14 protein-coding genes are annotated in these 14,899 nt (G+C 51.2%); 4 read left to right on the top strand and 10 right to left on the bottom strand.

The features are described 5' to 3' along the window. Positions 1-85 precede the first annotated feature (85 nt). Positions 86-670, top strand: coding sequence for a poly-gamma-glutamate hydrolase family protein (locus tag RAH32_RS18250; RefSeq protein ID WP_306609860.1), 585 nt, complete (start codon positions 86-88; stop codon positions 668-670). A gap of 85 nt (positions 671-755) precedes the next feature. Beyond that, on the top strand, positions 756-1,403 hold the full coding sequence (locus RAH32_RS18255; RefSeq protein ID WP_306609861.1) for an AbiU2 domain-containing protein: 648 nt from the start codon (positions 756-758) through the stop codon (positions 1,401-1,403). A gap of 160 nt (positions 1,404-1,563) precedes the next feature. Here RAH32_RS18255 and gst read toward each other — a convergent pair whose 3' ends face one another. The 6 genes from gst to RAH32_RS18285 all read right to left on the bottom strand — a co-directional run bounded on the left by gst (position 1,564) and on the right by RAH32_RS18285 (position 10,655). Continuing rightward, positions 1,564-2,241, bottom strand: a complete 678-nt coding sequence (gst, locus tag RAH32_RS18260) for a glutathione transferase, Atu5508 family (protein WP_306609862.1) — start codon at positions 2,239-2,241, stop codon at positions 1,564-1,566. A 700-nt stretch (positions 2,242-2,941) separates the two neighbouring features. Next, the gene (locus RAH32_RS18265; protein WP_306609863.1) at positions 2,942-4,084 is read right to left on the bottom strand and encodes a hypothetical protein; all 1,143 of its coding nucleotides are present in this window, start codon (positions 4,082-4,084) and stop codon (positions 2,942-2,944) included. Beyond that, positions 4,081-4,728 carry a hypothetical protein gene (locus tag RAH32_RS18270; RefSeq protein ID WP_306609864.1) on the bottom strand — a complete coding sequence of 216 codons (648 nt, stop codon included), beginning with the start codon at positions 4,726-4,728 and terminating at the stop codon, positions 4,081-4,083. Before RAH32_RS18270 ends, RAH32_RS18265 begins: the two co-directional genes overlap by 4 nt. Continuing rightward, complete coding sequence (locus RAH32_RS18275) at positions 4,725-6,617, bottom strand: restriction endonuclease fold toxin (RefSeq protein ID WP_306609865.1); 1,893 nt, start codon at positions 6,615-6,617, stop codon at positions 4,725-4,727. Before RAH32_RS18275 ends, RAH32_RS18270 begins: the two co-directional genes overlap by 4 nt. Next, entirely contained in the window at positions 6,592-8,403 is a 1,812-nt protein-coding gene (locus RAH32_RS18280; RefSeq protein WP_306609866.1) for a hypothetical protein, read from the bottom strand. Before RAH32_RS18280 ends, RAH32_RS18275 begins: the two co-directional genes overlap by 26 nt. After that, the gene (locus RAH32_RS18285) at positions 8,400-10,655 is read right to left on the bottom strand and encodes a vWA domain-containing protein (RefSeq protein WP_306609867.1); all 2,256 of its coding nucleotides are present in this window, start codon (positions 10,653-10,655) and stop codon (positions 8,400-8,402) included. Before RAH32_RS18285 ends, RAH32_RS18280 begins: the two co-directional genes overlap by 4 nt. 646 nt (positions 10,656-11,301) lie before the next feature. Here RAH32_RS18285 and RAH32_RS18290 point away from each other — a divergent pair. Together RAH32_RS18290 and RAH32_RS18295 are read left to right on the top strand one after the other, a co-directional pair. After that, entirely contained in the window at positions 11,302-11,496 is a 195-nt protein-coding gene (locus RAH32_RS18290) for a hypothetical protein (protein ID WP_306609868.1), read from the top strand. Next, a complete protein-coding gene (locus RAH32_RS18295) occupies positions 11,486-12,499 on the top strand; it encodes a recombinase family protein (protein ID WP_306609869.1) in 1,014 nt (337 codons plus the stop codon). The genes RAH32_RS18290 and RAH32_RS18295 overlap by 11 nt, the downstream gene beginning before the upstream one ends. Here the strand turns inward: RAH32_RS18295 and RAH32_RS18300 are convergent. The 4 genes from RAH32_RS18300 to RAH32_RS18315 form a co-directional block, all read right to left on the bottom strand. Continuing rightward, a complete protein-coding gene (locus RAH32_RS18300) occupies positions 12,465-12,716 on the bottom strand; it encodes a DUF1801 domain-containing protein (RefSeq protein WP_306609870.1) in 252 nt (83 codons plus the stop codon). The two genes, RAH32_RS18295 and RAH32_RS18300, sit on opposite strands and share 35 nt — an antisense overlap. Positions 12,717-12,939: 223 nt before the next feature. Continuing rightward, positions 12,940-13,200: a CopG family transcriptional regulator gene (locus RAH32_RS18305; protein ID WP_306609871.1), complete on the bottom strand. Its 261-nt coding sequence runs from the start codon at positions 13,198-13,200 to the stop codon at positions 12,940-12,942. Beyond that, positions 13,200-13,808, bottom strand: a complete 609-nt coding sequence (locus RAH32_RS18310; protein ID WP_306609872.1) for a ParA family protein — start codon at positions 13,806-13,808, stop codon at positions 13,200-13,202. The genes RAH32_RS18305 and RAH32_RS18310 overlap by 1 nt, the downstream gene beginning before the upstream one ends. A 100-nt stretch (positions 13,809-13,908) precedes the next feature. Next, positions 13,909-14,751: a replication initiation protein gene (locus tag RAH32_RS18315; RefSeq protein WP_306609873.1), complete on the bottom strand. Its 843-nt coding sequence runs from the start codon at positions 14,749-14,751 to the stop codon at positions 13,909-13,911. Between the last annotated feature and the right edge of the window lie 148 nt (positions 14,752-14,899).

Here is a 14,899-nt window from a genome sequence, read left to right on the forward strand (position 1 = left end):
CGATGTGGAGAGCAGCTTTGGGCCGACTACATCTGGGATCGTGTGATTGGTTGACAAGCTCTTGCGCGTGCTTTGATGATGCATCATGGCCGATCGATACAAATCCTTTATCGAGCTTGCCGATAGCGAGCGCCTCGGCATCGACTATCGCATCCGAGCCTTGGATCGTGGTTCAGAGGCGGTGATACTCGCACCGCACGGCGGATGGATCGAACCAAGTACATCTGAAATAGCCGAGGCAATTGCGGGAACCGATTTATCGTTTTACGCTTTTGAAGCCCTGCGAAACGGGCCTCACGGCCATTATCACATTACCTCCCATCGTTTCGATGAGCCTTCGGCCATAGAGCTTGTCGGCAAGTCTTCGACCTCAATTGCTATCCATGGGCGGCGGCGCGATGGGACAGACGCGGTTTGGTTAGGTGGTCGCGACACCTGCCTACGCGAAGCTGTCAGAATCTCGCTACAAGAAGCTGGCTTCGGCGCGGAGATCAACCAACGGCTTCCGGGGCTTGATGAGGCAAACATTTGTAACCGCACGCGGTCCGGTATGGGTGTACAACTGGAGCTTTCTCCACGGCTGCGCACAAGGCTGACAACCGATGCAAGACTGCTGCAATCGTTCTGCGAAGCCGTTCGAAACTCTGTCCAGCAGTCACGCGCCACCTGAGCAGCTAGTTGCGCCCGCTTCGGGATGAGTCGACTTTTCCGCAACGTGCAACAAGCAAGCTGCGGTGTGGGAAATAGGAGAGACCGTGAAGGCCCAGATCCAGGCGAACTATGAAGAGCGGCTTTACAGCTATGTCGCGCTCATCCAAGGCACAGAGCCGCCGGGCCTCGTACCCAAGCTAGCTGTCTACCGTGAGCTTACCCGGCAGCACAGCATGCATGGGGTCCGGCTCTGGGAGATCGAGCCGCTTCTCCATCCCTTGCTCTTTTCGGTCGAGACCGACCTGCATCTTGCAACGGCACGGCTGCTGGAGGATCCGCGCCGAGCAGACGGAAGCTTGTTTGCATTCCTCGACTTCTGCACGAAGAATCGATCAAACATCACATGGAAATCCGGCCCCCCTAAGGTCGAGGTCTTGGAAAAACAGATCAGTGAGTTGGAAACGCGGCGCAAGACGATAAATGCAATCATGAGTCGCCGTGACAAGTTTTTCGCTCATCTCGACAAGCGGTACTTCAAGGATCCCGCGCGTATCTACATCGACTATCCACTGGACGCAGACGATGTGATCGGGCTGGTTAACGCCGTGATCGGGGTGATCACCGAGCACCAGTGGGAGTTGAAGGGGAGCACAGCCATCAGCGTCGGCGAGTTCTATACAATTGGCGTCGACAACATGGTGCGTAATCTGGAGACTGGCCGTCGAAAGAACTTTCCGGGGCAGCTAGACTGATCCAATAGCCGATGTTCAGGGCTGAGGGCAGTTCCGCCAACGCTGCCTTGCAGCGTTCACGACGGCCGACAGGCAACTATGGGCCTACTGCGCTTGCTGCAGTTGCATTCGCTGCTGCGTGCTCCAATGTCTCTGATGGGTCCTTCAAGCTACGCAATCCCTACCCTCGCAGGACCCTGCGTAGTGATTTCTCGATCTCGCCGCCACACCAAGCTTGTCCGAAACGGCGGCGGCTTTCCTCCGCTTGGCCGGCAAGAGCGCCGTGTGACCGGATGCGGGAGGTCAGCAGGGCAACCTGCGGGGCTTCCGCTTCGAGAAGCGGGCGAAGCTCCGGCAGTTGCTCGGTCATGGTTCCCCACAGCGTTGCCGTCACGATCTGCGCAAGTCCGAGCGGCTGGTCTGGAAGAAAGCCCTGCTCCGCTGTGGCTTCCCAGATCGTCATCCAACGGCGTAGGCGCGGAAGGTAGTCTGCCCAGGATTTCTCAGTCCACATCGCCTTGCCGCCATCGAGCGTCATCTCATCCAGGACATCATTGGCGTCGTTCACGATCTTCAGGACAAGGGCCCTCGGGTGCTGGTCGACCGGAAGAAGCTCAAACCGTTCGCCCAACCAGAAGCAGATCGCCGGCATTTCCGCCACGGCCTTACCGGAAACATTGTCCACCAGCATCGGCGGTGCCATGTGCGGCACCGGCTGGTCCCGAGTGTCCATGCTCATCATGGCACTGATCGCGTCACTGCCGGGTTCGTCCACCGAGGCGCCAACATGCGCAAGAATGGCCCGGACGAACTCGCCGCGAAATGGCACTGGCCAGTAGTAGAGGGTGAAGTCGGACATCGTCGGCAGTCCTTGTCGGGTAGAGCTGACCTGCCGGCGTTCGGCTGAGACACCGCAACGAGTGCCAGGTGATCGTAAACGTGGTAGCACCGTCATCCGATCCCGGCTGCTGTGAGCGCTTGGAACAAAGGGCCAGCTTCGATGCCGTTGACAACCCCGCTCCCCCTGCCCTCCTCAAGATCAACGATGCAGGTCCGCCTGCCCCATATCCGCCATTTAATCTTACAATGCGGTTTACAGCATCGGCCCTTTAAGGAGCGCTGCTATTCAGGAACGAACTCCTTAGCTGGCGCAGGCAACCTGCAGGAGGAGCCAAACCTGCAGACAATAGCAGCACCAAGAAATGCTGCATCCTTCGCGTGACCCGACCCGGAAGAGCCCTGCTTTGCAACGCTTCACAAACGACCGTTTCAAAGCATCGTCCAGCAGTGTTCGGATAGAAAGTCGCAGATACGGAAGTGGCCTGCCTCCCGGTCGTCCCTCGTTCATAACGAGAGTCCTCGGGGCTGTGCGCTGCTCCCCAACCTTGGACCGCCGGAAAACTCCAGTATCAAACGGTCCAGTTTTCAGGGGGCAGAGCAATTTGTTCAGGGCCGACCCGTTATGAACGAAGGACAACCAGGGGGCACTCCCTACTAAAGACCTATCATAATATATTGAAGCGATCAGAATGATAATAATCGAACAAATAATCATACTATTAAGGACGAGTATTATTTACATAATGGTCAATCAGGCGATCCAACGGCAGGGTAAGTACGCTTTGAGTATCCTCCCCACATCCGAATATGGCACATTCAACCTCATCCCAGCTTTCATCAGACTTGACTTCTCCTAGCCGTTTCATTTCAGAACTATATCGATCCATTATCTCCTGCCGTTTAACGGCAAGGTTTTCTAATTCAACCAGCTGTGCTTCTAAAGCTGACTGGAAACTGGCACGACAAACTTCCGTAATAAAGCTAACGTATTGGTCTTCCATTTCCAAATAAGCAATCTTTTGAGCCTGATAGATCCTATTTATAACCCTATTCATGGCAGCAACAGCGTCAGCCAGCTCGCCCTGTTCAATTCCATCCTCAATATGAGAAACCGTAAAGTACACTAAACCAGCAATGACAGCCGCAGCAAAGCCAGCACTAAAACTCGACGCCCCCCCCGCAACACCGGCTTTTTCAGCCGCAAATAACACTAGGGCGCCAGACAATGTACTGGCTATTCCAGGAACTGTATGCTTGCCACTTGGGTTGGTGGCCTCTCCAGCATACGCATCAGGAGCAAGTGAGACGTTGCCATCGTCGTCGATTATAAATTTAATTCTAAGTGTCGGATCATGGTGCAAGCTGGGAAAAGTCCCGAAATCTGGTGCTTGAATACTGATAATCGAGCTTAGTGGAACAAGCGACATAATATCCTCAGACGCAGTATCGCTACAAGGTTTTAATTTATTTCTTATTTCTGTTTCTAAGGCGATCAAAACTGTATTTTCACGAACTATCGCGGATGAAACTATATTGATGTCAGGCGGCATGCCTCCCGCTGATGCAGCCGGCTCAACATAAGACAAGTAGTCAACATTATTTTTATTACGATCGATACCATAGGCAAGAACCCTTAAGGAATATCTATTGTCAGAAAGTGAAACCAACCAAGCCCATCCTATGCGATACTTAACTATCAATTTTAGTTCATTTGGATACAGTGTCTCATACTTTATAGCATCCTTCTCCAAAGCTTCTGTGATATCTTCAATTTTTTTCTTTAACTCATCTATACCGGAAGAATGCACTGGACTGATCCAAGACATTAAAAAAATTAAAACTATTAAAATACGTTGCATCATCTTGGAAGCATTCCTCTAAGCCAGAAAAGCCGACTGCAACCATCTTGACAGCGAGCACCCGTATCTGAAATAATATCGGACAAAAGCGCCCGCCAATAGCCTATATTTCTATCCCTTCTTTGCGTACTTATTCCCATAACTAGTAGTACTTCTGTTTCAAGCCTTGCCAAACTCTCGGCAGACAATTTATCCGAAACAACTAAGTTACAGCTCACAAGTGCCCCTGATTCAGGGTTCGCAAAAAGAAAACTCCATTGCTCGAGAAAGAATTGATACGCCTTCTGCCGGGCGTGCGCATCACCATTGTTGGATAATTCCTGATAAATGTCCAAAAAGATAACTGAAAATTCTGTAACACACGTTTTGGCATCATATAGATCATCTAATTCACTATCGGTGCTTTCATGCAAATTAATACAATCATTAAGAGTAGCCTCGATTTCAGTTGCTTCCGCTCGTTTGACTTCTTTATAAGTCCCAAGGGAGATGTTTCCTGCAATTCTTGCTGCCACAGCAGCAGGATCTTCGTTATCTGGCTCTTCGTGCGAGTACTGAAGAGGACAGGTGGCAGAAGCTAGAACTTCGTTCGATTGAACAAAGCAAACCAACAAGATCAGGTATATTATTTTCCTGTGAACTTTCATTCAAGGTCCCACCAAACGTCATCCATTCCCATCGAGCGCAGGAACTCATCTATTTCAGGGGGAGGCTTTCTCCGGAAATAATAAGCTGCTTTTAATCCGCTCTCGTCAGCCAGTGTCCTAGTCATTTCAACTTGGTTTCTTTTACCAGTGACAAATGAGTTAACTGCAGCAGGCGAGCGGCGGAAGTCATTGACTGACGCTTGGATCAGGTAATCGTCCGTGACCACATCTACCTGATAACCCCTAAAGTTTTCAGGGGTACCTTCTATTCCGCCAAAACGCTGCCGTACTGCAAGCTCAAAGGTCTCGGCATACCGGCGATCAGCGTAATGAGCAGCGGAATGTGGAACTATCCCCTCCTCACGAAGAACCCATGCTCTATCAACTAGCTCTTTTGCATTAGACAAGCCGATAACAAGTCCAGTTTCTGTTATTAGCTCATGAGTATCCTTAATTATATCGTTCCAGCTATCTTTGAGCAGTTGTCCGGCGTTTGATAATGTTCCATCAGGAAGAAACTGGACCTGCATAAGCTCGTCGAATTGTCCTTCCGCAGCTCTCAAGTAGTCAATAACCGCGTCGGTTTCTCGCTGGTACTTCCATAATGTCTCAAAACCTTCCGAAGTATAATTGGATATAAACTTCAGGCCTTCTGGAACCAAAGATGTACTGGACTGAATTTTTTTCGCGTAACCTCTGAGAGCAAACTGATCGGTTAGAAAGCGAATTTTATTGCTTAATTGTGCCGAGGCAACAATTCGATTAGCTAAAGCACCTCCTGCGATAGCAGTGGCAATCTCAAAACTGAGTCTACCAAACAGTTCTCCTCTTTCCTGAGACGTTCCTTGGCGGAGTGTCTCCCACGCACTTGCTAACGTAGCACCGATAGCTTCTGCTAAAGCAGGAACGTCGAAAAGCGCTTTTGCTATAGCTCTTCCAGAGTCAACGGGATGCGCAACAATTGCGGCAAAGGCAACTATTGCTTCATTAGCTGCTCCTGTAAATCCTCCTCCAACGCCGCGCAAGAAGTTTGAGATCGGACTACTAGCTACGCTAGACGCTTCTAGTTGGCTAAGGCTTACAGGATAGGTAGCGCTGGAGGATGTCAAAAGTAAGCTTGATACGAGATTCGCTTGATTAACTTCTAGTGCAGTTCGGTAAGGTTCATCAGGTATTGCGCCAGAAGCTTTAAGATCCCGCAGGGCACTGTCTGCTAATAAAATAAAGTTGGTATTTGCGACAAGAGTTGCTCCGCGCAGATTGTCATTGGATGTCGGGGTCAACTCGACAACATCTTGAAACGCTGATCCTTTAATAAGGCCATTAGAGTTAATAAATTGAGATAGATGCTCATAATTTTTGTCTGAGGCGGAAGCGCCTAACAAACTTTTATTGACAGCAAGTATCTTTTCCGCTCCATCTTTTGCTTCGCCTATTGCCTTCCAGAATGCTGCTACGTTCGCAGATGAGGGTGAAGGCGCTGGAACGTAGTTGTTAGCGAGTTCTCTAAGGACAGTGTCCAGCTTTTTCTCAAGTTCCGGAAAAACAATTTCTTCATCCATGTCACCTTCCCGCAGGCTGGCCACGAGTGCTGATACCCGGGCTGCTGTTTCGGCGCGGACACCTTGCCATCTTTGTAAGTCGGCGTCCCATTGACGAAGTGCATCATCGTTCCAGGTATGCCAAGGCGTGGGTGATGTACTAGAACCTGGCGTTTCTCCAAACCCGGGCTCTCTCGTATCATCGCACACATGAATAATGCCGTTCACATATCTCGCACACAGGTTTCCACCTTGGGCATGAGCGAAAAGATTAGAACGTACGAAGGCAGCGCTCGCGAAAGCCAAAAGCAACGCTTGCCTTCTATCGACTATGAGACGGATAAGCATCAAGTTGATCCTTTCCGAGATTTTCTAAGTCGCTATCCAATCTTGAAAGCATAGATGAAACCGTTTCGTCTTTGAGCCTGCCGCTTAGCCTTATCGTCCCTGGTACTACTTCTCCACGGTTCAGCCTTAACAAAAGATCTCTGTTCTCTTCTAGGTCTTTGGCTAAGTTCTCGCCTGTCTCACGGATTGTTATACCGTCGGCAGTGGTACCTGAATCTATGCCGATAATTGGAGTTGATTCTATTACAATGTAAGGTTGCAGATCGTCAGGAACCTGAATCGGTCGGACACCTACAGTAATTGAAGAGTTTTCCAAAACGAAGGGCAGCCAACTATAGTCTGCAGTTGTGCACAATCCAAACTCTCGGGGGAAATAAAATTGTACTTGACTCCCAAAGTATGGCTCAGTCGACTGACGTAGAGCATTGCAACTATTTTTAAGACTTGCGACTTGAAGCGTAAAGTCCCTTCTAAGTATTGGAAGCATCATTGAAAGCTTCGTCAAAAACGCTTCTTGAGAAGAAGTTTGTAGTAAAGAGGATATGCCAGTCATGGAGGGACTTAGAGCTTCAGCTTTTTCTGCTAAAACTGATAATCTTGCTGACACTTCCTGCTCAATTTTTCGCCTATCAGCATCATTTTCGATCTTACTGTATGTCTCACTTAATTCGAGAATTGTCACAGCAAACCGACCGATTATTTCTATTGTGACTGCCTTCATAACAATTTCGCTTGATGCTCCGCCTGTAGCCATCAACTGACTAGCAACGTTTGCAGAGAGGAAATCCGGAGGTTTTTCAATGTTAAGGTCAGTTAACACCGATACCCAGTTAACGTTATCACCGTCAGCCCCATCGAGGCCTTTACCAAAGTCTTTTGTTTTACGTTTGTCTTCTATTTCTACAGTTGTGCGGGCACCACCGCCTGCTGAGCATGAGCCAAAAGCAGAGCCCCACTTGGGCGTTGCACTACACGAATGGCCTTCTGCCCCGGCCGAACCCCTAATTCCTCGACTTCCCGGTCCTCCACCCAAGCCACCAGAGCCTGGAACAGACTTAGGCACTGCGTTTATTGTCAATTTCTCGAGGGCAAGAACTATAAAAGGAACCGCCGATCCTCCAGGACCTCCTTTTCCTCCTTGGCCTCCCAAGCCACCTAGTCCACCTGGACCGGATTTCTTTCCGCCCGAATAACAGTAATAGGTTGTATTACCTCTCCCGCAGGCAGCGTTTTGTCCAGGTCCTCCCATCCCGCCGTCCTGACCGTCTTGCCCCTCCCCCCCAAGAGAGCCAGGTTGACCTTTTAGATCCACTTTTCCACTAAGTTCAATATTTCGACCGGTGATCAAGATCGGCCCAGGATTAACATTGCCCCCTAAGCCTTCGCTTCCCATCCGACCATCTGAACCATTCGCGCCACCTTCAGATGTTCCGCCGATATAGTAATAATCGGATAGTTGTTCTGGAGGAACTGCTCCGGAGCTTGCCGCAGTCGTATAGCTCGAAATTTTCGGCGGCGGGGCTGGTGCATCAGTATCTAAATAAGCGGTTAGGGCGCTAGAGGAGCCCATGTATATCGAATCTGCTGATACTTTGAAAAGCTTGCCGGCTGTTGAAAGTTCTCCCTCCAATATGAAGTCATCTACTTCAATTGTTGTTGGTGAGGTGAGAGTAATTTTACTGCCTGACGGTATGTGAAGTTTAGACCTTGAATGCTCGATCTCAAATGCTACCGATGAGGAGCTAGATGTAGCAATAAAAAATATTATCATGCTGCGAATCATCATTGTCGTATATCCCGCTTAATGATGTGCTCTACAACATCCATATCATACTGTTCAGTTCCCACCAATTGAGCATTGCTGTTGAGGTCAGTGCATCTCAATACATCAATTATTCTTGCTAAACATTGGGGGCCTGAATCTGTGCCGCAGAAATTAGTCATATCTGCTGCGTCTTCTTCAGTTAGTAGTGCATCCCATCCATATAGTGAAAAGATCTCGCCGTTCTCTTTGAATTTCGAGACTGTTGTGCATACGTCTGCCAGCGAACCAAGGTGATACCAAGGGGTACCTAGCAAACCAGAAGTTGATAAGTGAAGGTTCTTTTGAATTTGGGGGATGTTTATTTGTGAACGATCCGGCATCATTAACTGGGTGAGTTCCTTTTGAATTCCTTCCCCATCAGCGATAAGTGCCTGACGAACTTCGGTAGGAATATCGGGAACGGTAATCAAGTTTTTCGCGAATGTAACGTCAACACGTGGTACGAAATGAAAGGAATAAACTTCTTCCACAGATGACATTTCTTTTCCTGATGTTCCAAAAAAAACTGGAAATGAAATTATGTCATAGGTTCTGGAGTCGTTAACCTGATGAAGATTTGCAAATAGCGCGCTGCCGGTGTTTCCCGCATCTAATTTATAGTTCCCTGAGTTCAAGAACACTATAGTTCCAAATCCGGAGTATATATTATTAGATTTGTTTATTATAGTACCTTCTTTTGATAACGGTTTATATGTAAAGCATCCTGCATTTAGTTCTTCTAAGTCGAGGCTGTCCGTTTCTGGTTTTCGTCTTCTCCATTGGGGATCGTATGCATCACAAAAAGTTTTTATCTCATTGGTAGTTCTCAGTAGTCCGTTGCTATTATCGTTATAGAGATCGCTTAAAGACGATATTGGCTTTGTACCCTCAGCATGTGAATCACGAACTTCGGCTCTTGTTGCGGTTGACTCCGTCGATTTTAGTGACATTAGATTTTCTCTTGATAGATATAGTTCACTAATCGATCTGCTTGACAGGTATGGCGAATTGGTATGGATGGCAGGTTGAGTGCAGGCTCTCCACCAGTCGTCAAAAAGGAGAAGTTCTTTAATAAGCTCCGCTTGTAAGACAGTTTTTATTCCTGAAAAAACGTAATCGTCTAGAGCTTCGTCAATCAGTTTTTCTTTTGTGTTTAGATCTTCCGATCTGATGTTGATGCATTCATCAGTCCGTAGTTTTGCTATGAAATTTCTAGATATGTTAAGCCAGCGCGTATTTGACTGTTGATTTGAGCATTGAACTTTCGTTTTTGCGGCAATTAATGCTATTGACAGCATCGCGCTGTTGGGTTCAGAACTCTCATCTAAGGAGCACACCAATGCCTTATTGATCAGGATTTGTGAGGTGTACGGGCTATAAAGCGAGACAGCTTGGAGGATTTTGTCAACTTGCTCTGTCGTAAATGATGCCGATGAGAGATCTTCGGTATCTAATAGACGTATATCTGTTGCGTCGTTAAGGCCATTAGCGCCAATTCTAAAGACATTTCCATTTACGTCTTGTTTAACCCTGAATGTGCAGTTGTTTGATCTCCTATATTCTGGTGTGGAGCTGCATAGTAATAGAGCCTCTGCTGAAGTGAGCCCATTGGTAAGCGATCGAATGTCCAGAATATTGGTCGCTTGGATATAACGGCCTCCGGTCGCCGTAGACATGCAAAATGGTGCCTGTTGAGAAATCAAGTTTGGGTCTGAAAACCCTATTACATCTATTCGGACTTCTTTTGAATTCTCAGCGATTGTTTTGGCTGCTATGCATACGTCATTTGAACAGGAGTCTTGACCATCTGTTATGACTATTATTTGCAAGGGTATGTCTCTAGGTGTTGCGCTAACGGCTCTTCCTAAAGCGATAGCTAACGGAGTATCGCCTCGGGGACGTAGATTTCTGGCGGTGTTTATTAATTCTCGTGATGTTAGTCTTGACAAAGACCCGGAGAATGTTTCTTGCGAACATTGGTCACGTGAAGTGTTTCCTAGTGCGATGAAGCCTAAGGTATCAACATCAGTTAATTGTTGTGATATAACGTCTAATGCGTTTACAGCTAGGCGGAATTTTGTATTGTTCTCGAAGCGCCCGGCCATGGAACCGGAGCTGTCGAAAAGGAGAATTGTTTCTCCATTTCTTTTCGTCTCATGTTCGTTCGCGAATGTTAGTTGGGCACTAATAGCTAGTGACGAGATGGCTATCGTAAGGATAGAAGTGGACTTCATTTACTGAGTCCTTTTAGATAACGCTCTATCAATTTGGCATCATTATTTGGTAGTTTGTCAAGAAATTTGGTGGACTCTTCGTGCGCCCGTTGACCCACGATCATACGTCCCCGTAGCCTTCTTTCCGTGATATTTTCGGGAAGGAGGATGAGCTACTCCCCGATCCTTGGACAGTTTTCGGGGATATCTAAGCTACTCTCTGCCCCTGCTGGTCGGTTTCGATCTGGTTGAAGTAGACCACGGCGGGCGGCTGTCCGCCATGGGCGGCGTGGGGCCGCTGGTGGTTGTACAACTCGATCACAGAACGCCCACAGGACTGATGAGCGTGAGCTTCTTTATCCGTGGCATCCGTGGGCGGGCCGACGGGTTTATGTCCACGAGGTCGTTAAGAAGGCCAGCCAGCCGGCATTCCGTTTTAGCCTGACCGACATCGCATCCGATCGCTGGCTGGAGATCCCCGCGTGGATGTTTGATCGGGCCACCAGCCAATCCTGGCACCTCAGGTCTGCTCCCGTTGCGTCGATTGAGACCCTGGCGGGCTTGGCGGCAGTGCTGAACAACGCGGTGGCGGCTCGCGACAGACCATCGGAATTGCGAGATTCGGGCGCAGCATCGAACTCCCTATCGGTAATTCCGGGAGATGCTCATGCCGCGCCGAACGCCACCGCAGCAACTCGACCTCTTCGATCCGCCCTGCGCCGCCGGATCGCTTCCAACGCCGCAATGGCAGAGCCTGCCCGACGAGGCGCGGCTGACGCTGACCACGTTGATGACACGCCTGATCCTCGACCACGCCGACGGCGCGGACAGGCAGCGGAAGGAGGCGGGACATGATGCATGAGAAGATCGGGCCGCATCATCTGGAACGCAAGGCGATCCTCTACGTGCGGCAATCCTCGGCGCACCAGGTGCTGCACAACCGTGAGAGCAGCACCCTGCAATATGCGATGCGCGACCGGCTGACGGCGCTCGGCTGGTCCTCCATCGAGACCATTGACGACGATCTCGGCCGCTCGGCTGCGGGTGGTGTGACGCGGGCCGGTTTCGACAGGATGGTGGCCGAGGTTTGCCTGGGCAAGGTCGGTGCGGTTGCGGCACGCGAGGTGTCCCGCTTCGCGCGCAACAGCCGTGACTGGCAGCAGCTGATCGAGATGTGCCGGGTCGTGGATACTGTCCTGGTTGACCAGGAGACCGTTTATGCGCCACGCCAGAGCAACGACCGTCTGCTTCTCGGCCTGAAGGGCAGCCTCAACGAGTATGAGCTTGACCTGCTGCGGCAACGCTCACTGGCCGCCCGATACGAGAAGGCCCGACGCGGTGAGTTGGTCGTCGCGGCCCCGATCGGTTTTGTGAGGGCCGGCGACAGACTGGAGAAGGATCCCGATCGGCGCGTGCAAGAGGCCATCGTCCTTGTCTTTGACAAGGGTGAGGCGGAGAAGCAGTCCGTCCAGTGGACGGACTGCCCGCCGAACGAGCTCGGCAGTGCCCGGCAGGCTCTGCTTTGGTTCCTGGAGCATGGGCTGGATCTGCCGGCCCGGTGCGCCAATGGTGATGTGGTTTGGCGCAGGCCGACCTACGCCACCATTCATCGGATGGTCGAGAATCCCGTCTACGGCGGCGCCTATACCTATGGTAAGACTTGCGTGGTGTCGACGCACGATGCGACCGTTCCGCGAACCGGCAGCCGCCGAAAGCCACGCAGCGATTGGCTGGCGCTGAAGCCCGGAGCGCTCTGCAAGGCTATGTCAGTTGGGAACGGGCAGAAGCGATCCGCACGATGGTCAGCAATAACGTCCCCTCAAGCCGCCATCATGGAGCGCCCAAGCACGGCGAGGCACTGCTGACCGGCCTGTTGCGGATGGACCGCTCTTTGTCACCGACCTGCGCCACCTCGGTAAAGCGCAGCATGCCCGGTGTCCGGCTGTTGGGGCCTTGTGGTTCAAGAACGCCTTCGTCGTCCTGCAGGAGGCTCGCATTCATGAAGCTGATCCTGAAGTCATCTCGGAATGCGCCAAAGATCGCGATATTGCGGCCGCAATGCATATAGGTGGGATGCGCCATTTCACGGTCTCCTCCAGCCCAACCCCGAAGCAAATCTTCCGCAATTGGACAAGGCCGTCGATCCAGGAGTGGATCGAGCAGTCGGGCGTGCTGAACGCGGGCATCGTCCGCATCCGCGGGCGAAGAACTCATCAGGCTCCGTAATCATCGGCAGCCTGTGCTATCCCTCTACTAACGCTCCTCTATCAAGATGCTCTCGATCTATCCGATCATATTTACGCAATTACGCTTTTACGCCATTAAGGTATTCCACAAGTGCGCGTTCAAGGATGTTCTGATGCGTCTGGTCTACCTCCACAGCATGGAGACGGAGGCGGCGATAAGTTGCCCCATCCAGGGCTAAGGTCAGGCGCTTCTCGCCCTTACGCTTGATAGGCTTCGAAGAGGTTGGCGCTTCCTCTGCCCCACGCTGCGGAATGCCTGTCTCAGTCGGCTTCACGGTGGTGTCGAGCAGTCCTTCCAAGGACACAGCTTTCTTTGCCATCACAAGATTCCCTTAACATAATTCCAGATGCCCCGGATTTCTTCAGCAGCCTTCACGTCTGAGGTTTCTATGACCCCTGCCCCGGATGCGCCTGTCTCGGCATAGATGACCCGCTGCGCGATGTTGACGGGTGCCACCCGGCCATGCTGCGCCAGGACGCGGACAGCCTCCTCGGTGATCTTTGCACGTGGTGCCTGGGACAGCACGAAGGCGAACGGAACATTGGAAGTTGTAACGGCCGAGATTGTGGCACCCACGGCCCGCAGATCGTCGGGTGATGGGCGAACCGGGATCAGCACCAAGTCAGCTGCCCCGATCGCGTTAGAAAGCCATACGGGGGCTGCCGGCGGCGTGTCGATGATTGCCAGATCGAACACCTTAGCTGCAGCCTTGAGAGTCTGCCTTAGGGCTTCTGGCTTGGGGTCAGATTCGAGCATGCCAGGGTTTTCGTCTTCACGAGCCTGCCACCATCCGCGCAAGGAACCCTGTGGATCGAGATCAACGCACAGCACATTCTGCCCATCAGTTGCCGCTGCTACGGCAAGATTGCGAGAGAGGGTCGTCTTCCCTGCCCCGCCCTTCTGAGCTGCCACCAAGATTGTCTTCATTGTCCGCCTGTCCCGATTTTCTTTTCAGGCTAGCGTATGAGGATTTGCGGAATCAAGCAGATATGGCAAAGCATAATTGTGACTTTACGTAAATACGCAATTATGCGAGTAGAGCTTCATCGTCTATCGTTTCGACTGCTCCAGCAAGGCGAGGCCTGCGACCGACCCGTGACCGCTGCAGTTCGGCATAGGCTGCCTTGCGACCCTCAAGGTCTTTCACACTCCATCCGATCGCCACACCCACAACGCGGCGCCCCTGCTTCACAGGCTCCACGCTCACAAGGAAATCGGAAAGGGCGTTCACCTCTAGTAAGGCAGGCTTGATCGCATACTGGTTCAAGTTCCCGAAGGTCGTGAGCTTGTCATGCTCCACGCCCAGGAGTTCCCGGAAATCATCCAAAGCAAACTTTTCACTGCTGATGTGCTGGAGGCGCACCCGGCGGGCAACGGCTTCATAGAGAGCAAGGGCATACTTGGAGGTGAAGGCCCGCAGCACTTCCATCTCAAGCTTGGCGAAAACCATGCTATCCCGCAACAGGATAGCCAATTCAGGCGGGATCGAGTATTTCAGGAAGCCATGCTTGCGCTTTGAGTCTGAAAGGTTGTTCCAGCCGAGCAGCTGCACCCGGTCTGTTGAGCCATCACCGCGGCGCATGGTGACAACTGTAGTCATCAGGGCCTCGATGGACTGGACCAACCGATCATTACTGTCGTGGGTGTCCCTTAGTTCCGAAAGGGGGATTTCAAAGCGCCGGTTTTCTGTGCCTAGATCAGGCCCGAAAGCATTGTGCAGCAGGACGTTGTAGAGCCGCCGATCTGCCAGAGACAGCTTCGCGGCGCCCTTCACTTCGATCAGCTCCGATGGCTTCACCATTTCCCCAAGATTAGGAACGACCTCAAGCGTGCGCTTACTATTAGCTTTGGGGCGGTTTTCGACAGACACGACCGGATACCTTAGCTGAATCAACTCAAGCAGCTAATAGAAGCGTTCTCCATCGTGCAAGACCTTTCAAAGAGGCCCAAAAGGCACAGAAACCGCCCAAAAGCTAAGCATAAACCGCCCGAAAGCTAAGCATAAACCGCCCGAAAGC

This window comes from Paracoccus yibinensis, assembly GCF_030846195.1.
Taxonomy (GTDB): domain Bacteria; phylum Pseudomonadota; class Alphaproteobacteria; order Rhodobacterales; family Rhodobacteraceae; genus Paracoccus; species Paracoccus yibinensis.